This is a genomic window from Dialister micraerophilus (assembly GCF_947090205.1).
Classification (GTDB): domain Bacteria; phylum Bacillota; class Negativicutes; order Veillonellales; family Dialisteraceae; genus Dialister; species Dialister micraerophilus.
Map to the genome: position 1 here is coordinate 79,005 of NZ_CAMUNF010000001.1, position 19,976 is coordinate 98,980.

General features: G+C 32.2%; 20 protein-coding genes and 1 other annotated feature. All 20 genes read right to left on the minus strand.

Annotation, left to right across the window (positions count from 1 at the left end):
• A complete protein-coding gene (locus tag P6922_RS00395) occupies positions 1-342 on the minus strand; it encodes an Asp23/Gls24 family envelope stress response protein (RefSeq protein WP_007555506.1) in 342 nt (113 codons plus the stop codon).
• A 15-nt stretch (positions 343-357) separates the two neighbouring features.
• Positions 358-705: an Asp23/Gls24 family envelope stress response protein gene (locus P6922_RS00400; RefSeq protein WP_007554406.1), complete on the minus strand. Its 348-nt coding sequence runs from the start codon at positions 703-705 to the stop codon at positions 358-360.
• A gap of 7 nt (positions 706-712) precedes the next feature.
• On the minus strand, positions 713-1,273 hold the full coding sequence (efp, locus tag P6922_RS00405; RefSeq protein WP_276873421.1) for an elongation factor P: 561 nt from the start codon (positions 1,271-1,273) through the stop codon (positions 713-715).
• Positions 1,274-1,285: 12 nt separating this feature from the next.
• Complete coding sequence (locus P6922_RS00410) at positions 1,286-2,341, minus strand: M24 family metallopeptidase (RefSeq protein WP_276873423.1); 1,056 nt, start codon at positions 2,339-2,341, stop codon at positions 1,286-1,288.
• A gap of 1,030 nt (positions 2,342-3,371) precedes the next feature.
• Positions 3,372-3,866 (minus strand): preQ(1) synthase, encoded by a 495-nt coding sequence (gene queF, locus P6922_RS00415; protein WP_276873425.1) that lies wholly within the window; start codon positions 3,864-3,866, stop codon positions 3,372-3,374.
• A gap of 58 nt (positions 3,867-3,924) precedes the next feature.
• Entirely contained in the window at positions 3,925-4,608 is a 684-nt protein-coding gene (locus P6922_RS00420; protein WP_276873428.1) for an energy-coupling factor transporter transmembrane component T family protein, read from the minus strand.
• On the minus strand, positions 4,609-5,421 hold the full coding sequence (locus P6922_RS00425) for an energy-coupling factor ABC transporter ATP-binding protein (protein ID WP_276873431.1): 813 nt from the start codon (positions 5,419-5,421) through the stop codon (positions 4,609-4,611). It abuts the gene before it with no gap.
• A gap of 3 nt (positions 5,422-5,424) precedes the next feature.
• Entirely contained in the window at positions 5,425-6,897 is a 1,473-nt protein-coding gene (locus tag P6922_RS00430; RefSeq protein ID WP_276873432.1) for a tryptophan transporter, read from the minus strand.
• A 56-nt stretch (positions 6,898-6,953) separates the two neighbouring features.
• Positions 6,954-7,195: a binding site (T-box leader), on the minus strand.
• Between the two features lie 22 nt (positions 7,196-7,217).
• Complete coding sequence (locus P6922_RS00435; RefSeq protein WP_007554353.1) at positions 7,218-8,099, minus strand: mechanosensitive ion channel family protein; 882 nt, start codon at positions 8,097-8,099, stop codon at positions 7,218-7,220.
• A gap of 3 nt (positions 8,100-8,102) precedes the next feature.
• Positions 8,103-8,954 (minus strand): bifunctional 5,10-methylenetetrahydrofolate dehydrogenase/5,10-methenyltetrahydrofolate cyclohydrolase, encoded by an 852-nt coding sequence (locus P6922_RS00440; RefSeq protein ID WP_007554468.1) that lies wholly within the window; start codon positions 8,952-8,954, stop codon positions 8,103-8,105.
• A 9-nt stretch (positions 8,955-8,963) separates the two neighbouring features.
• Positions 8,964-10,631: a formate--tetrahydrofolate ligase gene (locus tag P6922_RS00445; protein ID WP_276873433.1), complete on the minus strand. Its 1,668-nt coding sequence runs from the start codon at positions 10,629-10,631 to the stop codon at positions 8,964-8,966.
• Positions 10,632-10,971: 340 nt separating this feature from the next.
• Positions 10,972-11,502, minus strand: coding sequence for a JAB domain-containing protein (locus P6922_RS00450; RefSeq protein WP_276873435.1), 531 nt, complete (start codon positions 11,500-11,502; stop codon positions 10,972-10,974).
• Between the two features lie 354 nt (positions 11,503-11,856).
• A complete protein-coding gene (locus P6922_RS00455) occupies positions 11,857-13,821 on the minus strand; it encodes a penicillin-binding protein (protein ID WP_276873438.1) in 1,965 nt (654 codons plus the stop codon).
• Positions 13,808-15,280 (minus strand): CCA tRNA nucleotidyltransferase, encoded by a 1,473-nt coding sequence (locus P6922_RS00460; RefSeq protein ID WP_276873440.1) that lies wholly within the window; start codon positions 15,278-15,280, stop codon positions 13,808-13,810. The genes P6922_RS00455 and P6922_RS00460 overlap by 14 nt, the downstream gene beginning before the upstream one ends.
• Before the next feature lie 169 nt (positions 15,281-15,449).
• Positions 15,450-16,652 (minus strand): NAD(P)-dependent malic enzyme, encoded by a 1,203-nt coding sequence (locus P6922_RS00465; RefSeq protein ID WP_035062539.1) that lies wholly within the window; start codon positions 16,650-16,652, stop codon positions 15,450-15,452.
• Between the two features lie 13 nt (positions 16,653-16,665).
• The gene (gene speD, locus P6922_RS00470) at positions 16,666-17,439 is read right to left on the minus strand and encodes an adenosylmethionine decarboxylase (protein ID WP_007554399.1); all 774 of its coding nucleotides are present in this window, start codon (positions 17,437-17,439) and stop codon (positions 16,666-16,668) included.
• Positions 17,440-17,526: 87 nt separating this feature from the next.
• Positions 17,527-18,114 (minus strand): XTP/dITP diphosphatase, encoded by a 588-nt coding sequence (locus tag P6922_RS00475; protein ID WP_007555525.1) that lies wholly within the window; start codon positions 18,112-18,114, stop codon positions 17,527-17,529.
• Between the two features lie 125 nt (positions 18,115-18,239).
• Complete coding sequence (gene rpsO / locus P6922_RS00480) at positions 18,240-18,509, minus strand: 30S ribosomal protein S15 (RefSeq protein ID WP_007554389.1); 270 nt, start codon at positions 18,507-18,509, stop codon at positions 18,240-18,242.
• A gap of 131 nt (positions 18,510-18,640) precedes the next feature.
• Positions 18,641-19,657, minus strand: coding sequence for an ABC transporter substrate-binding protein (locus P6922_RS00485; protein ID WP_276873443.1), 1,017 nt, complete (start codon positions 19,655-19,657; stop codon positions 18,641-18,643).
• Positions 19,658-19,759: 102 nt separating this feature from the next.
• The gene (gene rpmF / locus P6922_RS00490) at positions 19,760-19,945 is read right to left on the minus strand and encodes a 50S ribosomal protein L32 (RefSeq protein WP_007554439.1); all 186 of its coding nucleotides are present in this window, start codon (positions 19,943-19,945) and stop codon (positions 19,760-19,762) included.
• Positions 19,946-19,976: the final 31 nt, after the last annotated feature.

Sequence of the window (19,976 nt, forward strand, 5' to 3'; positions counted from 1 at the left end):
CTATTTGATAATTTCTGTAATCGTTACATTTATGTTCTCAATATTATCGGTATATCCATTCAAAATTTCTTTAACTTTTCTTTGAATTTCATTTCCCAATTCCAAAATCATAAATCCCGATTTTATCGATATTGAAATATTAACATCTATAAATCCCTTTTTGTAGTTAATCAATATACCTTTACACATTCTTTTACCGATAACTTTGGAGATTTCTTGAACTATATTTTGAAATCCTCCTCCGGTAAATTCCACTACTCCCGGAATTGTTAATATTTCTTTTTCTAATTTGCTATAAATTTCTTCAATATTACTTTCTTTTAAAATCTTATCATTATCCATTTTCACTTTTATCGGCTAAAAAATAATATCTTCGACGTTTACATGAACAGCTTCTACAGAAATACCTGTAATTTTTAAAATTTGTTCTTTAACTGATTCTTGCAAATGCAATGCAACTTCGGGAATACGTTTTCCATGTTTGACAGAAATATATAAGCCTATTACAACTTCATTATTTCTAATAGATACACGTACACCGTCAGCATCTTCAAAATTTATTACGGAAGGAATTCTATGAACAAAAGAACTGTCCATTTTATTTACTCCATCTGTTGATAAGGCAACATCGCGAGCAATATCGGCAATAAGTTCATCAGAAATCCGAATTGAACCGAGTTTATTTTTAAATTCGACAAACTCCATTATTTTCTCACTTTACACGTTCAATGTATGTTCCAGTTCTTGTGTCAATACGTAATAATTCGCCTTCATTGATAAAGAGAGGTACCTTTACATTAACACCAGTTTCCATTTTTGCATTTTTAACTGCGCCTGTTGCAGTATCTCCCCTAATTCCGGGTTCAGTTTCTACAACTTTCAATTCTACTGAATTCGGAAGTTCAACGCCGATAACTTCTCCGTTAAACAAAAGAACTGTAATTTTCATTTCTTCTTTTATATAGTTAAGTGCATCACCTAATTGTTCATCTGTAAGCATCATTTGATCGTACGTTTCAATATCCATAAAATAATATGAACCGTCTGCTGCATATAAGTACTGCATCGGCTTTCTGTCTACTTGTGCAGAAGGCATTTTTTCACCTGCATTAAATGTACGTTCAACAACAGAACCTGTTTTCAAATTTTTCAATTTTGTACGAACAAATGCCGAACCCTTTCCCGGTTTCACATGTTGAAATTCTACAACTTGCCATACCATACCATCAATTTCAATAGTTACACCATTACGAAAATCATTACTGGAAATCATCATATCCTCCTGTTACAATGTCAAAAATTTTTTAGAATATTTTGTTAAAACAGATATTCCATCTTCAGTTAATACGGTAGTGTCTTCTATTCTGACTCCACCCAAACCTGATATATATATTCCCGGCTCAACGGTAACAACCGTATTTTTTTGTAATACCGAAGAATCTCTTGGAGATAATACGGGAGGCTCATGTACCTCTAAGCCTACACCGTGACCGAGTGCATGTGTAAAATATTCTTCCATACCTTCTTTTCTTAAAATTTCACGCGCAATTTCATCTACATAAGATGCTTTTAATCCCGGTTTCAATATATTTTCTACTTGTTCAACACAATTAAAAATAATGTTATATATCTTTTTCAATTTTTCCGGAACATTTCCTATTGCAACGGTACGTGTTATATCCGAATGATAACCCTTATAAATAGCTCCGAAATCAAATGTAATAATTTCACCTTCATTAATAACTTTTTCAGTTGCAATTCCATGTGGCATAGCAGATCTTATCCCTGATGCAACTATAGTGTCAAAAGATTTTCCTTCCGAACCTTCTTCCAACATTGCACATTCCAATATAGATCTTAATTGTGCTTCAGTTTTTCCGGCTTTTATAAATGGAATTGTTTTTTCAAAACCGACATCGGAAATCCTGCAAGCTTCACGCACACATGCAATTTCCTCTTCGGTTTTAATAATTCTCAATACCTCCGGAGAACAAAAACTGAAAATTACATTTCCCATCAATTCTTTAAACATCATATAAAAACGATAAGTAAAATTACGCTCAACACCGATTTTACTTATATGCTCGGATTTTACAATATTTGCAATAACTTTACCGATTTGTCCTTTATGGTTAATAATTTCAAAATTTGTTGTTTCCGCTTCAGCTTGTTCGGTATAACGACTATCTGTTATCAAATATTTATTTTCTTTTGTTAAAAAAAGATAACTGTCTGAGCCGGTAAATTCACTCAAATATCTACAATTTTCATCTTTTTGAATAAATATGGCATCAACATTATTATCATTTAAAAAATCTTTTATCTTTTCTGATTTCAACATAAAAATTACCGCTTTTCCATTACTTTTAAATCCAACAGTAAGCCATTTACATAACTTTTGCTCATCTGATAAACGCTGATTTTTATAAAATTATAATATCCTCACGATGGACCGATTATAAATATTACGCTTATAAAATAAGCTTTTTCTGCCAATTTTTACATTTCAATATTACGATATTTACATGTTTAAGTCAATTTTATAATTTTCAAATACTTCAGCAATTTAAAATTAAGTGCTTCACTTTTTATATATAAATTATTCTTTTATTATTTCCCAGAAGCAATAAGGATAATAATAAAGTCTAAACTTGACATATATATTTTTCTAGCTTCTCTAATTTTATTTTCTGATTGTATTTTCTGTTTGTATTCTTTCAGATATTTGTTTCGTATTAATCTACTTTCGTTAATAAGTTCTTTTTTGTCATTTATAAGCTATCCTTTATTTTATGTTTTATGTATTACACAAATGTATCAATTTTTATATACTCCACTTGTGATTTTAAGGTTTCATTTTTACTTCTATATATAGTATAATCCGTTCCCGATTATGTTCTCAGCATATTTCATGTTTATTATATTTCGCTTTTTATCATTCAACGGTATACAAAACTTTTATCACTTCAAATCCTTCTCTTATAGTCTCTTCAACATCTACACCTAATTAAATATAAAATTCTGATGAACAATACATTCAACTACATAGAATTACTTATATCCGTTTTTTTTAAATAACATCTTTTGACTTTGTCAGTTTGCAATATTTAAAATTCAAATAAAACATTCCTACAATTATTGCTACGAAAATCTAAAACTTAAACCATCACAATTACATATACACAAATACAATCAAGAATACGAGTCTTTTACTTTATATTTGCCCCATTATTTCTTTATAATTTTTCCTATGTTTAAAAATTTATAAATTCTTTTCTCTAATTATCTATAACAATAAAACAGAAAACCTATCCATGAATCATATGTTATAACTGAAAATCGATTGTATGTATTGCCATACAATCGATTTTTTATCTATTATTTACAATTTCAGGATACATGTCATGATTAATCAATCTGTTTTCCGCTACACTTTCCCACTTTGTACCTTTTTTGCCATAATTACAATACGGATCTATGGATAATCCACCGCGTGGTAAAAATTTTCCCCATACTTCAATATATCTTGGTTTCAAAAGTTTTATAAAATCTTCCATTATCATGTTTACGCAATCTTCGTGAAAAGCTCCATGATTTCGATAACTGAAAAGATAAAGTTTCAATGATTTACTTTCTACTATAAATTTATCCGGCACATATGAAATATAGATTGTAGCAAAATCAGGTTGACCTGTTTTCGGACAAAGACTTGTAAATTCCGGACAATTGAATTTAACAAAATAATCTCTATCTTCATGAGAATTCGGTACCGCTTCCAAAACTTCCGGTGTTGTTTCAAATACATATTTTGTATTCTTATTTCCCAAATGTGATAAGTCTTCAATTTTAGTTTTTCTATTATCCATTTATCCTCCTAAAATAATTATGTTTATTTCAATTCATAATCATTTTAAAAATTATGAATTAAATTGTCAATAAACACTGTCCATAAACAACTCCACCGGTTACAAGCATAATTATAAACAAAAATATACAATCTTTTTTCTTGAGCGATACATGTGTGGCTTTTACTTTTTTAGTTGTACCGAAACTTCTTAATTCCAGTGCCAATGCCATTGTTTCACTCTTGTCCAACGCTCTCAAAACAAGCGGTTTTACTACAGACATATATCTCTTCAATCTTTTGAATATATTGCCTTCTATAGCAAGTCCTCTGCAAGCTTGAGCTTCAGTTACTGCAGTATTTTCTTCCAAAAAGTCAGGAATAAATCTAAGCCCTGCAGTAAACATAAATGCGTATTCTGTCGGAATTTTAAGTTGAGATACCATTGTAGCTGTAAGATCTTGAAGGCGTACTGTTGTTAAAAGGTATATGAATATCAAAGTCATTGCCATCATACGTATTGCAGCTTCCAATCCCTGAGCGTTTGTTCCTCCTCCAAGTATTTCTACAATACCTAAAAATGCAGCAAACAAACAAAGCATGAAAATACTTTTTATATTTGAAAATAACTCATTTGATACCAATAAAATTAATAACTCAACTCCGCAAAGTGTCAATAGTGCGTGCGGTGTTTTTAAAAATATTGCAAGTACCGCAACTATCAGCGTCAATATTATTTTAGTTAAAGGAACAAAATGTCTCATTTATATTACCCCTTTTACTCGTTCAAACTCTTTCATAAAAACATTCATATTTTTGCAATATGGTTGTCCTTTCAGTTCTCTTCCAAGTAATACTGAATCAGGATATGCCAATTTCAACTCTTTTAAATGATACTTCCCGCTGAAAAGTTCATCAGGGTTTCCATCAAATGCAATTTTATTATTTGAAATAGCAATTACACGATCACTATATTGCGCCACTATATCCATATCATGCGTTACAAGTATTACACCTATTCCTTTGCTTACCAAATCTTTCATCAATTTTACCAAACGCAATTTCTCTGCATTATCCTGACCGCTTGTAGGTTCATCCAATATAATATACTTTGTTTTCATCGCCAATGCAGATGCTATAGCTACCCTTTGCTGATTTCCACGATTCAAAGTTCGAGGATATTTGTTTCTTAAATCACTTATTTTGCAAATTTCTAAGGCTTCTTCAACTATTTCTTTCAACTTTTGTCCTTTTATACCTTTTTGAATCGGACCGAAAGCTACTTCTTCTTCAACTGTAGGCATAAACATTTGTCTGTCCGGTTGCTGAAATACATATCCTATAAAACTGCTTCTTCCGGATGCTTTCATTTTAGTTATATCTTCATCATCATGAATTATTTTACCTTCAACCGGCATTTCCAATCCGGTTAAAAGTCTTGTTATAGTGGTTTTTCCACTTCCGTTTCTTCCTACTATGCAAACAAATTCGCCTTCTTTAAAGGAAATATTTATTCCTTTGAGTATCATAGGTGATTTTTTATTATATCTAAAAAATATTTTTGACATTTCCAACATATTTTATCTCCTTTCACCCGCCAACTCATTTACACAGAGCACCGCATTTTCTATTTTTGTAAAAGGTTTATTTATATTGAATCCTTTTTGCTCCAATTCCAATTGAACCAAGCTCAGCGGTGGAATGGCTTCTTCATATATACCGTTATTATACATATACTCTATAACTTCTTTTGGAGTTCCGTCTTTTGCAATTTCACCTTTTTCCATCAATACAAATCTTGATGCATAAGGCATAACCGATGACAAATCATGTTCGGCTATTATCACTGTAATATTTCTTGTACGGTTAAGTCTTCCTACCATTTCATAAAATGCACTTACACCTTCAGGATCCATTGCAGATGCCGGAGAATCCATAATAAGTACTTCCGGATTTGTAACAAGTACGGTAGCCAATATCAATCTTTGTTTCTGTCCGCCGGAAAGTGTATTTACAGCGGATTTTTCCATTCCTGAAAGTCCGACTTCTTTCAATGTTTCTTTTATTCTGTTTCTAATTTCTTCATAATCATATCCTCTGTTTTCAAGAGTAAATGCCATTTCTTCTTCTACTGTCATTGTCACGAATTGCGACTGATAATCTTCCAATATTACACCTATATTTTCAGAAAGTTCGGATACACTTGACTGAGTAATCGCTTTTCCAAGAGTAAAGCACATTCCTTTTAAAGTACCTCCGAAATAATTTGGAGCTGCACCTATCATTGTCATAAGTAATGTACTTTTACCCGATCCGCTTTCACCTGTAATTACTATAAATTCACCTTTTTGTATTGAAAGATTTATATCTTTTATCGCGTAATGTTCATCGGAAAGATATGAATAATATGTATGTTCCAAACTTATAATTCCTTCATTACTCTGTTTAAAAACAAGTCCCTCATGATTTTTCTCAACAATTTCTTTTGATGATTTGGAAATTCTCATATCAAAGAAATTTTTTGCAGGTATATATATAAATGGAGTAATAATTGCATTGGCAATACCTACTGAAACTACCATCGGAAGCATCGCATACAATAATACATTTATCGGAATTCCCATAACTGAAACTAAAATCGATACAAAGACACCTCCACTAACTACTGTTGCAAAAAATCCTGCCAATGCCGGTTTCAAATCAAATTTCTTTATTTTAAGTTCAGGTAATACATGAACTATAAATGCTGCAACATATCCGCCTGCAAGTTCAGCCGGAAAATCTCCATAAGGAAATGCAGACTTACTTGTAAATACTTCCAATAATGCCGCTACCAAGCAAATTCCTGCACATTTTCTATAAGAAGGCTTCAATAATAAAATTGCAGCTACATACGTTGCAATCATCCAGCCCGGCGTAATCCCCGCTATTGACGGTGACACTAAGTGAAGTATCGTCCCTATAGCAAGTAACAACGTCGATACTGTCAACCAACGATACTTACCTCCTCTTGCTTTTATAAAAATCGGTAAATTCTCTTTGGTGATATTCATATAAATCCCTCCTATTCAAAATTCGCATAAAAAAACCTTTCGTGCCTTGCACATTTGCAAGGGACGAAAGGATAAATTCCGCGGTACCACCCTAATTGGACTAAGCCCACCTCAACGCACGGCATTTTGCGATGCGAGCTTCATTATATCGGTTGAAGTTCCGTCAGTGCCTACTCTTAACGATTCGGACTGCACCTCACAGGCCCATTCATGCATGAACATCATGTCGTATTCTCACCGGCGCCGACTCTCTTTATTGATTAATTCATTCACTACTCTCCCTGATCACAGGTAGTATTTAATTAACTTGAATTATAGCATCAAGCTTTTTTGTTGTCAACATTTTCATTATTTTTTTGATAAATTTCAAGTTTAGGAAAAGGAAGTTCTATTCCGGCCTTATCTAAAGCTTCCAATGCATTTATATATAATTCACTTTGAGCTTCAAAATAAGCTTTTCTGTCAACTCTGACCCTTACATAAATTCTTACACCGTATTCAGCAAGCCCTTTTACATACACTTCGACAATTTTTTTATCTACAACAAATTTATCTTTTTGAAAAGTTTTTCTTAACAACTCAATACACTTTACAAGATTAGTATCATATCCTACATCAAAATTAAACTCAATATTTCTCGTATCGAAAAATGAATAGTTTTTGATTATACTGTTATTTATTTGTAAATTAGGGATAATTATCATTTGTCTTGCTGTTGTTTCTATTTGCGTATACATAACTCTTATGTTTCTGACATTTCCCTCATATCCGGACACTGATATATAATCACCTACTTGAAAAGGTTTGAATATTAAAATAAAAACACCCGATGCAACATTACCGATATTATCTTTAAGACCCATACCTACACCGATACCGAGTCCCCCTAAAACGGCTGCGAGAGATGTAGTGGAGACGCCTGCTACGCTAAGCGAAATCATTGCAACTACTATAATTGCCAAAAAATAAATAATTTCAGTCAAAAAATTTATTGCTGAAGGTTCTATAGTACTTTTCTTAAATATTTTTAATGCAAATTTACGTATCTGTATACAAATAAAAAATCCAATTAAAAAAACTATAACGGCTAAAATTATATTAATACCGTTTATTAATGCCCATTTTTTTACTGAAATGAGCAAATTTTCTGTCCAACCTACACGCTCAGTTACAACTTTCTGCACTACATTATTCTCAGGCATATTTTAACCCTTCTTATGTAAAAACTTCTTCTCAACTACACTTACAAGAGTATCGACCACCACTGTTGTAGTCACCGAACCTACGCCACCGGGTACAGGTGTTATTGCTCTTGCTGTTTTTTCTACTTTTTCGTAGTCTACATCTCCTACAGTTTTCCCATTCAACTTATTTATTCCAACATCAATTACAATCGCATCTTTTTTTACCATATCTTCTTTTACGTAATGCGGCTTTCCTATTGCAGAAATTAAAATATCCGCATTTAACGTCTTATCTTTTAAATTTCTTGTTTTTGAATGACAAACGGTAACTGTGGCATTTTTATTTAAAAGCATTAACGCCAATGTTTTACCTACTACTGCACTTCTACCTAAAACAACCACATCTTTACCTTCTATGTCAACTTTATATGACTCCAATATTGTCATTACAGCTTTCGGTGTACATGGACACAAACAATCTTTATTTTTAACTATACTTCCTATATTTACCGTTGTAAGTCCGTCAATATCTTTTTCAGGTAATATAGTATCAATAATTTTCTCTTCAGAAATGTGCTTAGGCAGCGGCATCATAATTAAAATCCCGTCTACATTTTCATCTTCATTAAGTTTTTTTATTTCTAAAACAAGTTCATTTTCTAAAATATTTTCACTATATTCATGTACTCTTACATCTAAATCATATTTTTTTACTGTTTTACTTAAAAATGAAGAATACATTTGCGAAGCCGGATTATTTCCTACTAAAACAATTGATAAACAAGGAAATATTTTATTTTTTTTCAATGCATCTATACGTTTGAATAAATTTTCTTTCAATTCGTTTGCAACTTTTTTACCGTCAAGTATCATATTTACCTCTTAAAATAAACCTGAGATATTACCGTCTTCATCTACATCAATATTTTCTGCAGCAGGTTTTGAAGGAAGTCCGGGCATTGTCATCACATTTCCGGTTAAAACAACAATAAAGCCTGCACCCGCGGATATACTTACATTTCTTACATGTATATTGAATCCTTCAGGGGCTCCTAATTTCTTCGGATCGTCTGAGAATGATACCGGTGTTTTGGCTATACAAACCGGCAATTTGTCAAGTCCCATTTTTTCTATCAATTCCAATGAATCGAGTGCTTCATCGCTATACTCGACATCTTTTGCTCCGTAAATTTTATTTGAAATAATTTTTATTTTTTCTTTTATGTTTAAATTTTCATCATAAAGAAACTCAAAATCAGATTTCTTCTCGGTCAATTCCAAGACTTTTTTCGCTAATGAAATTCCCCCTCTGCCGCCATCTGAAAATACGGTAGATATTTCTATCGGTATATTTAATGAATTACAAGCATTTTTAACAAATTCAATTTCTTCTTCGGTATCCGATGGGAACAGATTTAAAGCTACAACTAAAGGAACTTTATATAATTTAAGGTTATTTATATGTTTAAAGAGATTTGAAAGACCTGTTTTTAATGCACCGACATCCGAATCATTTAATTCATTTACAGATTTACCTCCATGCATTTTTAATGCTCGTATAGTCGCTACAACCACAACCGCATTTGGAATAATATTCCCCAGTCTGCACTTTATATCGAAAAATTTTTCTGCACCTAAATCTGCACCGAATCCTGCTTCGGTGATGACATAATCGGATAAATTCAATGCAGTTTTTGTTGCAATCAATGAACTGCATCCATGTGCAATATTTGCAAAAGGCCCTCCATGAACAAAAGTCGGTACATGTTCCAATGTTTGTACCAAATTAGGTTTTAAAGCATCTTTCATTATCGCAGCCATTGCACCTTGAGCATGCAAATCACCTGCCGTAACAGGTTTATTTTTAGTCGTATAGGCAACAATAACTTTAGAAAAACGTTCTTTCATGTCATTTATATCTTCAGCCAAACAAAGTATAGCCATTAATTCGGAAGCGACCGTTATATCGAAGCCTGACGCATGAGGTATACCGTTTTTCTTGCCGCCTAATCCTACGGTGATATTTCTAAGAGCTCGGTCATTCATATCCATAACTCTCTTCCATACAATTTTTTCCGGATTTATGTCCAATTCATTACCTTGATGAATATGATTATCTACCATTGCAGCCAAAAGATTATGTGCTGCCGTAATTGCATGTATGTCACCCGTAAAATGTAAATTTATATCTTCCATAGGAATTACTTGAGAATATCCGCCGCCTGCTGCTCCCCCTTTTATACCCATACAAGGTCCCATAGAAGGCTCTCTTATACAAATCAGAGCTTTTTTCCCTAAACTAACCAAAGCCTGTCCTAATCCTATAGTTGTTGTTGTTTTACCTTCTCCGGCTTTGGTCGGTGACATTGCCGTTACAAGTATCAACTTACCGTTTTTACGGTTTTTAATTTTGTTTATAAACTTTAAAGAAATTTTTGCTTTATATTTACCGTACCGCTCTATAAACTCATTTGAAATTCCCAACGTTTCAGCAATTTCTTCAATAGGTTTAATCTTTGCTTTCCTTGCAATTTCAATATCACTCAACATAAAATTCTCCTTAGATTTATATTTTTATAGATATAAGTATTTTAACATATATTTTCAGTATATTTAATTAAATTCACTTTATAATATTTTGAGTTTTATAAAAAAATACCGAACAAATGATGTATATACTGTTTTACAGGTAACCTGTAAGAGATGGTTATCAAAAAATACATATTTTTATTTAACATATCACGTTTTATTTATTTTTAATTCACATAATACCGTTTCTATTCATATCGTTTTGTATGCGATCGTTTTTTATTTTCTTCATATACAAATTAAAAAGGACGTACCTTTTCACTTGCCTGATACGTCCTTTTGAGATGTTAAATTATTTTGTTTAAATCCACGTGATTCCGTTTTCATCTACTCTTTTTATTATCGGTTTTTCTTTTATTCCTTTTTCTTTCATTTCCCTCTTTCTTTCTTCTTCCATGTGTTCGGGTATGCTTGTGTAATTATTTCTATCCACTATTACATAACTATCTTTAATAGGTATACCCATCCTTATTCCATCTTCTTTAAGTTGTAGGTACAGAATATCATCCATGTCGCTTGGTGTGCTATCTCCGCTTGGATGATTATGTGCTAAGAAAATTGCATAAGCATTTACCATTATTGCTCTTTGAAAAATGTCTCTTGCATGCATGATTCCCTGATTGAGTGTGCCACGTGATAATTCAAATACCCCAATAGGTTTCATGTGACAATCTACAGCTATCATTACAGATATTTCTTGTGTTGCTTGTGATAGATTGAATATGTCTTCCATAAGGTCTACTACTTGCTGCGGTTGGTTTAACGGTTTATCCGGTATATTGTAGTTTTCTTCTTTTTTTAAATATACTTGATACTTGGTTAGTGTTTTCAATTTATAATTCTCCTTTTGTTTTATTTTAATTTTAACTTACAAGCAGCTTTCAATGCAATTTTATTATTTTTATAAGCATTTCTAATTTTATATACATCTATACTTAAATTTTAGATGTATATAATAGATTCTTTTGCTAAATTCTTTTTTGATATTCAAATGTTTTTATTATAAACGACAATAATATAAAATTTATCGAATATTCGGAATAAAAAAATTTAAAATATTACAATTGCAAATAATGTTAATTACCTTATTTCATAAAGAAAAAAGCAACCATCATAATGGTTGCTTAAAATAATTAATATTCTATTTAATTGATTTCCCTTACATATGGCAAAAAATCGTTTTATATCATTCAGAGAAAACAACTCTGACATCACTTCCTCTTTTTACAGTTGCACCTATACCCGGTGATTGCGAAATTGCAAATCCTGTACCTTCCGGTTTAAATCTCAAATCCGCATTTTCCAACCATTCTCCTACATCACGAATTGAAAAACCTGTAAAATCAGGCAATACGATATCCGTTTCATTATCCGATGGAAGTTTGGGAAGTTTTAAATCGTTATGCTCAATAGTAGCTTTATTTTGCTTATTAATTTCATCCGTACTTTGTATTCCGAAATATCTCATAATCTGTCCCATTACCTCTTTAAATACAGGAGCCGCTACCAAGCTCCCATAATAACTTCCTTTCGGATTATCAAGTACTATAAGACAAATAGCTCGTGGATCTTCAGTTGGACCGAAGCCGCAAAATGAAGCAATGTGTTCATTACCGAGATATCCCCCGTTTACAGTATCCAACTTTTGTGCGGTTCCTGTTTTTCCGCACATATGGTATCCTGGAATTTCTGCATTTATTCCTCCACCTTCGGAAACTTCTTTTTCCATCATATCTTTTACTTGATCGGCTACATTTTTACTGATAGGTTGACCGACAATTTCAGTATTTGTTTTACTGTAATCACTTCCGTCAGGATTTTTTATAGATGAAATCAAATGAGGTTTTACCATTTTACCGCCATTTGCTATAGCGCTATAAGCTTGAACCATTTGCAAAGGTGTAACCGCTATACTTTGACCTATTGCCATTGTTGCAACATCCAAAGGTCTCATTTCTTTAGGATCGAACAAAATTCCTGAACCTTCTCCGGGAAGTTCAATTCCTGTAGGTTTTCCAAACCCGAATTTTTTTGCATAATCAGTCAAAATATCTCCACCGGTAAGTAATCCTATGTGTGCAAATCCTGTATTAAGCGAAAATTTGAGTATATCTACCAATTTTACATCCCCATAAGATTCTTCATTCCAATTTTTTATAGCATGTCCTGAAGCCCAAATTGCACCCGGATCGTGCCATACAGTATCTGCGCTGTATGTACCTGCATCAAGTGCTGCAGATGCAACAATGGACTTAAATGTAGAACCCGGTTCATAAATATCTACAACCGCTTTGTTTTTAAATTGAGCTTCCGTAGCTTTTGAAAATTCATTTGCATTATATGTAGGACGATTTCCTAAAGCTAAAATCTCACCTGTTTTCGGATCCATTACTATAATTATTCCACCGTCGGCTTTAGTTGTAGACATAGCCCTATCTAAAGCTCTTTCAGCATAAAATTGAATATTTTGATCTATTGTAAGATAAACTGACTTTTCTTCTTTCGCTTTATAAGGTGCCATCGACGAATCCAATATCGGATTTCCTCTTGCATCTGTCAAAAGAATTTGCTTATTTATATCTCCTCTTATTAAAGAGTCTAATGACATCTCAAGACCATCTAAACCCTTATCATCCACACCCACAAATCCAAGTACGTTTGATAAAAGAACTCCGTTGGGATAATATCTCTTACTTTCATTTACAAAAGCAAATCCTTTCCATTTTTTTTCTTTTATCAAAGCTTCTACTTTATCGGAATCTTGAGGATCCATAATACGTTTTAGCCAAACAAAACGAGTTTTACCGGATAAGTCTTTTTTTAAAACATCTTCCTTTATATTTAAAATAGGAGCCAACTCTTTTGCGGCATCCTCCGCAGATACATTTATCATTCCCGGATCCGCGTACAATGATTTAACCATTACGGAAAATGCCAACTGTTTACCGTTTCTATCATAAATAGTGCCTCTTGGCGAATACAATGTTTGTATACCTTCCGTTTGGTTTATTGCCATTTCCGCAAATTTTGCACCTTGTATTCCCTGAACCCACAACAATCTTAATCCCAATAGACAGCCTATTCCAACCAAAACTAAAGATATAGAACGACTTCTTTGTCTCATTATATTTCTCGGATTACGTATTTTCATTTCTCTGTCGCCTCCTATATCTTAAAGCAGCTTTATACAATGCAAGATTACTATTATTTAAAGTACCGTTTTGCACACGTTCAAATAAATTTTTAATACCTTCTCCTACAAATGGTTCTAATGCTTTTATTATATCTTTATTTATTTTCAACTCTTTTTTTGAAACCGGAATTTTAAAAATAATATTTTTTATTTCATTATAAAACAGTACATGACCTTCAGTATTTTTTATATTTTTTCCACAACCTATAATATCCGCTTTGCAAACATCGAGAAGTTGTAAAAAAGCTTCATTTAAATCTTTTTGATTTTCAAATTGTCCCGACTTAGCTAATCTTCTTACCCATCTTATCCTATTTGCATTCGAATTATTTGCAAAAAAATGAAATTTCATATGATTCCTTACCAACCATGAAATTCTTTTTATAAAAAAATCTGCCATTTTCCATCTGGTGAATAAAGCTTCCACCATTTCAGATCCCTTTACATCATGATTGTAATCAGTAATCTTATTTCCGTCCACTGCACGAATTCCGGGCATACCTTTACCAATATCATGTAAAAAAGCGGCCCACCTATTTATAAGTAGCGGTTTAGATGAATCCAATGCCACCAATGAATGTTTCCACGCATCAAAACGATGAAATTCTTTCATTTGAGGCAAATCAACCAAGTGAGATAATTCAGGAAGTATGTCTATTTCTTTTGATTTTCCATTTTCTTTAACACTGCATCGTGTTTCATTTAATTTTGTTCTTACCATCAAATCAAAACCTTTACTTGCATAGTCGGTAAGTAAAAGTTTGTTGATTTCTCTTTTAACTCTTTCTAAAGATAATCCTGAAACTCTATAAAAAGCATATGGCATTGCACTTATTAAATCATTATCAGGTTCAAAATTTAATTGCCCTAAAAATCTGCATGCACGAAACAATCTCAACGCATCTTCACAAAAACTTTTTTCGGAATCTCCTACAGTTTTCAATATTTTCCTTTGTAAGTCAGACTGTCCACCGAAATAATCATATATATTACCGTTACGATCTGATGCCATAGCATTAATTGTGAAATCTCGTCTTGATAAATCTTCTTTTAAATTTTCAGTAAAAAGAACTTTGTCCGGTAAATGACTGTTTTGTCCATATATATCTCGCCTAAACGTAGTTATTTCATATATTTTTTCGTTTATAATTGCAGAAACAGTACCATATTTCATTCCGGCGTTATCAAAAGTTTTTACATTGAAATTATGTAATATTTCAGCAATTTTGTCAGGCATTGCAGATGTTGTAATATCCCAATCTGAAGGTTTTTTATTTAATAATAAATCTCTTACGCAACCTCCGACAAAATACGCTTCATATCCGCTTTTTTCAATTATTTCAAGTAAAAATACCGCGTTTGAATCATACTTTTCTTTTAAATTCAAGTTGTATATGTTTTTATTTGTGATATTCATTTTATCTCTATATCAATCATTTTTAATTTGTATATCTATATAATTTTAAACAATATTCATTCACAATTCAATATTGTTTGAAAAATATCAGATTAAACTAAAACCGACGTATTATTTATATCAATACGTCGGTTTGTAAAATATTTATATTTTGTCAATACAATTCATATCAGTCCTGATACTTTTCAGGTAATTGATCAACTCTTGCAACTCCTGTTTTTATAGCTGCTTTTGCTACTGCCTTTGCTACTGCATATGGAACACGCTTATCAAATACATCTACTACTACATTATCTCTTGTCAGTTCGCTGTCACCCATTAAATTAGCCAATGCATATGCAGCTGCCAACTTCATTTCTTCATTTATTTTTTTTGCACGAACATCTAAAGCTCCTCTAAACAGTCCGGGGAATACCGATGAGTTATTTACCTGATTATGCATGTCGCTTCTTCCTGTTCCGAAAATAAACACTCCGGCTTTTTTTGCATCTTCTTCCATCATTTCCGGATTCGGATTTGCCATAGCAAATACTATGTTCTTTTCATTCATGCTTTGCACTATTTCTTCAGTAAATACTCCGGGCGCCGAACATCCGAGCAATACATCCGCACCGCAAACGGCATCCTTTAAAGTCCCTTTATTCTTATGCGGATTTACACGATTTGCAAGTTCGGTTTGTACTCTGTCAAGTTTGCCGTTATCGTACAAAATACCTTTACTGTTCAAAACAATCATATTTTCATTTTTTACACCTGCACCGAGCAGCAACTTTGCAATTGCTGTACCTGCTGCACCTGCACCGTTCATAACTACCTTTACATCTTCAATTTTTTTATTTGCTAATCTCAATGCACCGAGAACAGCTGCCAATGCCGCAATTGCAGTTCCATGTTGATCATCATGGAAAATCGGAATATTCATTGTTTCTTTCAATTCATCTTCTATGTCATAACATTTCGGTGAAGATATATCTTCCAAATTAATTCCTGCAAATGATTTTTCAAGTAATTGGACCGTATGAATAAATTCATCTTTATCTTTTGTATCAATCACGATCGGAATAGCATCTATATTACCGAAACGTTTATATAATGCACTTTTACCTTCCATAACCGGTATTGCAGCTGCAGCACCTATATCTCCCAATCCTAAAACTCGAGTTCCGTCTGAAATTACTGCGACTGCGTTACCTCTCCAAGTAAGTTCCAAAGATTTATCCTCATCTTCTTTAATTGCAAGACATGGAGCAGCTACACCCGGTGTATATACTATTGCAAGATCATGACGATCTTTTACATCGGTAGTCAATGACGTAGATATAATTTGATGATTTTCTTTTCTGAACTTCATTGCTTCTTCTTTTAAATCCATAATACTCTCCTTTTTAATCTTTAACTGCAGGAAGATTTCTTCCATTAAATATTTCATACATTTCTTGTTTTAAAAGTCTACGTATTTTCTTTATTTCCTTTTGATTTAAATCCTGTACTTTTAAGTCGAAAAGATAATTTTCCAAATCAAAACTCTTAAGTAACATTTTGGTATGAAATATATTATCTTGATAAACATTTACATCTATCATATTGTATTTATTTCTTAATTCTACGTCCATATAGTTTTGTATAGAATTAATACTGTGATCTATAAAAATCTTCTTTCCGTTTACATCTCTTGTAAACCCTCTTACACGATAATCTGCATTTACTATATCCGCTTCAAATGATTTCAATAAAAAATTCAATGCTTTCAACGGTGAAATTTTACCGCAAGTAGATACGTCTATATCTGCACGAAATGTGCAAATCCCATCTTGCGGATGCATTTCCGGATAAGTGTGCACGGTTATATGACTTTTATCAAGATGCATTACAACATCTTGTTTTTCATTTTTTACGGGTTCTTCCGCAATCAACATTGTAACGCTTGCACCTTGAGGATCGTAATCTTGCTGCGCTATATTTAAAATACTTGCTCCTATAATATCTGAAACGGTTTTAAGTATTTGCGTCAACCTTTCAGCACTATATTCCGCATCAATATAAGCAATATAATTCGCTCTTTCCTCTTCTGTACGTGCATAACAAATATCGTACATATTAAAACTTAATGTTTTTGTCAGGTTATTAAATCCCAAAAGTTTCAATTTCTTCTTTTTCATTAGTTTACCAACATCTCCATGTAATATATCTTTAAAAACCGACACAACTATTATAGCATAAACTTATTCCTTTAAAAATGTACACTTTTATAGTTTTTTAAGTTTCTCGATTAAATTTTTAATAGCTTTACCTCTATGGCTTATTTTATTTTTCTCTTCAAGTGTCAATTGTGCCATAGTACACTTTTTTTCAGGTAAATAAAATAACGGGTCATAACCGAATCCGTTTTCTCCTTCTTCAAAATCACGAATTATACCTTCACATTTTCCTTGTGCCGTAATAACTTTTCCGTTTGGCCATACCAATGCTATAACACACATGTAATATCCGGAACGTTCATTTTCTTTATAAAGTCTTAATTTATCTACCAATTTACTGTTATTGGCTTTATCATCACCATGAACACCTGCATATCTTGCAGAATAAATGCCCGGTCTGTCTTTCAATACATCAGCTATAATTCCGGAATCATCGGCAAGTACCGGCATTGAAACAGCTTTCGAATAATATTTTGCTTTATTTATAGCATTTTCTTCAAAAGTTTTCCCTGTTTCTTCAGGCTCTTTAACATATGCAATATCTGAAATTGCTACTGCTTCCCATCCCAATTCCGAAAAAACCTTTTTAAATTCTTTTATTTTACCTTTATTTTTTGTTGCCAAAACTATTTTCATCTTGCTCCTCCTCAAGATTCTTTTTTGTATTATACAACAAATTCCATCAAAACTTTTGTATATTGATATTAAACTTCAACTTTAAAATATATGCAAAAAACCGGCCAACTTGACCGGTTCTTTAATTATTTTACTCTTAATCCGAGTTTTTCACCCAAAGCTCTGTAACGTTCCAAATTGCTGCGACGTAAGTATTCGAGCATGTTTCTGCGTTTACCTACCATCTTGAGCAATCCGCGGCGTGAATGATGATCTTTTTTATGCAACTTCAAATGTTCAGTTAACTGTCTTATTCTTTCGGATAAAATAGCAATCTGTACTTCTGCAGATCCTGTATCTCCTTCATGCACCGCATACTTGGCAATAATTTCTTTCTTCTGTTCAGTTGTAATCATAATTTCCTCCTAAAAAATAAATTGCTATATCCGCGTAATCGTCGGAGAGTCGATAAACCCAGATACAGTTCACACTTAACTTATTATACACATCAAGCACTTATTTTTCAACAGTTTTAACTAATTGAAATTCAATTTGCACTCTGTCCTTCATATAAATACATTTTACGTGCTTTTTGCCAAATATCAGAAGGTATCTTCAGTTTAAGTTTTTTCGCCTCTGCCATATTTATAAATATATCGGGATCCGTTTCATTCTTAAAAGATAATTCACATGGAATTATATTTCCATCCAACAGCTTTGCAACTAAAAGACCTCCATCAAATCCCATCCTGTAATTTTCTACAGTTACAGAAAGTAATGCACCCTTTTCAACCATTACTGCACCGTCTGAAATAACCGGTATTTTTTCATCATTTAATTTTTTTATTATTTTATCAAAATACGAATAGTATATTTCATTTTCAGGAATATATATTGCATCTGTTTTATCTTTAATTTTTCCTATTTTTTCAATAAAATTATTCATGTTGATAAATTCAATGTCTAAAATATTTATATTAAATTGTTTATTCAATACTTCTTTCATATATTTTAAACGATTTATTGAATTTTGATTATTCGTATTGTATACAATACCGATATTTTTTATAGGAACTATTCTATTTATCGTATTTAACTCTTGTAATATCAAATCGTTTTTTAAAACACCTGTTAAATTATACTTGTTTTGAGCATGTTTTTTTACATATATATCAGAAACACCTACTGCAACAACAGGAACTTTATCTGTTTGCGTTGTTATTGCTTCAGTCATTTCAGGTCCTATTGTTATTATTAAATCTTTATCTGATTTTATTAAATTACGTACTTGCTTTTTTTGTTCTTCTTTTATACCGCTACATTTTATAATTTCGATTGTTAAATTTTTGCCTTTTTTATATCCGCTCGAATTCAATGCTTCAATAATTCCTTTTTCTATAGTTTCATCAACTGTTTCTCCGTTTTTTAAAATACATATTTTATAATTATTTTTCTTCAGTATAGGAGAAACTTCATAAGTTTTCGAAATGTTTTTATATATGAAAAATGCAATTAATAACACTGTAAATGCAAACATGATATGTACATATCGATTTTTAAGCATTAAAAATCTCCTCATAAATTTATTTTCAGATGAATTAAAATTTAAAAGTTGAAATTTCATTTAAAGCAAAAAGCACTCCTTTCGGAGTGCCTATAGACTTATTTATGCTTCCGCACTTGCCTGAATTACGGACTTTCCTTTATAAAAACCGCATTCCGAGCACACGTGGTGAGGAACAATCATCGCATGACATTGTGGGCATTCCACAAGACCCGGAATTGTCAATTTCCAGTTTGCACGTCTCTTATCACGACGAGATTTAGAATGCTTTCTTTTTGGACTTGGCATATCTCGCACCTCCTTACCATTATTAGGCTTA

What these genes read in the sequence shown, in the direction of transcription:
- P6922_RS00410 (WP_276873423.1), bottom strand. Translation starts at nt 2,341, where the DNA reads ATGTTGAAATCAGAAAAGATAAAAGATTTTTTAAATGATAATAATGTT.
- rpsO (WP_007554389.1), bottom strand. Translation starts at nt 18,509, where the DNA reads ATGATTACAACTGAACAGAAGAAAGAAATTATTGCCAAGTATGCGGTG.
- P6922_RS00430 (WP_276873432.1), bottom strand. Translation starts at nt 6,897, where the DNA reads ATGAATATCACCAAAGAGAATTTACCGATTTTTATAAAAGCAAGAGGA.
- P6922_RS00465 (WP_035062539.1), bottom strand. Translation starts at nt 16,652, where the DNA reads ATGGATTTAAAAGAAGAAGCAATGAAGTTCAGAAAAGAAAATCATCAA.
- queF (WP_276873425.1), bottom strand. Translation starts at nt 3,866, where the DNA reads ATGGATAATAGAAAAACTAAAATTGAAGACTTATCACATTTGGGAAAT.
- P6922_RS00425 (WP_276873431.1), bottom strand. Translation starts at nt 5,421, where the DNA reads ATGTTGGAAATGTCAAAAATATTTTTTAGATATAATAAAAAATCACCT.
- rpmF (WP_007554439.1), bottom strand. Translation starts at nt 19,945, where the DNA reads ATGCCAAGTCCAAAAAGAAAGCATTCTAAATCTCGTCGTGATAAGAGA.
- P6922_RS00455 (WP_276873438.1), bottom strand. Translation starts at nt 13,821, where the DNA reads ATGAAAATACGTAATCCGAGAAATATAATGAGACAAAGAAGTCGTTCT.
- P6922_RS00435 (WP_007554353.1), bottom strand. Translation starts at nt 8,099, where the DNA reads ATGCCTGAGAATAATGTAGTGCAGAAAGTTGTAACTGAGCGTGTAGGT.
- speD (WP_007554399.1), bottom strand. Translation starts at nt 17,439, where the DNA reads ATGAAAAAGAAGAAATTGAAACTTTTGGGATTTAATAACCTGACAAAA.
- P6922_RS00395 (WP_007555506.1), bottom strand. Translation starts at nt 342, where the DNA reads ATGGATAATGATAAGATTTTAAAAGAAAGTAATATTGAAGAAATTTAT.
- P6922_RS00475 (WP_007555525.1), bottom strand. Translation starts at nt 18,114, where the DNA reads ATGAAAATAGTTTTGGCAACAAAAAATAAAGGTAAAATAAAAGAATTT.
- P6922_RS00400 (WP_007554406.1), bottom strand. Translation starts at nt 705, where the DNA reads ATGGAGTTTGTCGAATTTAAAAATAAACTCGGTTCAATTCGGATTTCT.
- P6922_RS00420 (WP_276873428.1), bottom strand. Translation starts at nt 4,608, where the DNA reads ATGAGACATTTTGTTCCTTTAACTAAAATAATATTGACGCTGATAGTT.
- P6922_RS00440 (WP_007554468.1), bottom strand. Translation starts at nt 8,954, where the DNA reads ATGATACTTGACGGTAAAAAAGTTGCAAACGAATTGAAAGAAAATTTA.
- P6922_RS00485 (WP_276873443.1), bottom strand. Translation starts at nt 19,657, where the DNA reads ATGCTTAAAAATCGATATGTACATATCATGTTTGCATTTACAGTGTTA.
- P6922_RS00460 (WP_276873440.1), bottom strand. Translation starts at nt 15,280, where the DNA reads ATGAATATCACAAATAAAAACATATACAACTTGAATTTAAAAGAAAAG.
- P6922_RS00445 (WP_276873433.1), bottom strand. Translation starts at nt 10,631, where the DNA reads ATGTTGAGTGATATTGAAATTGCAAGGAAAGCAAAGATTAAACCTATT.
- efp (WP_276873421.1), bottom strand. Translation starts at nt 1,273, where the DNA reads ATGATTTCCAGTAATGATTTTCGTAATGGTGTAACTATTGAAATTGAT.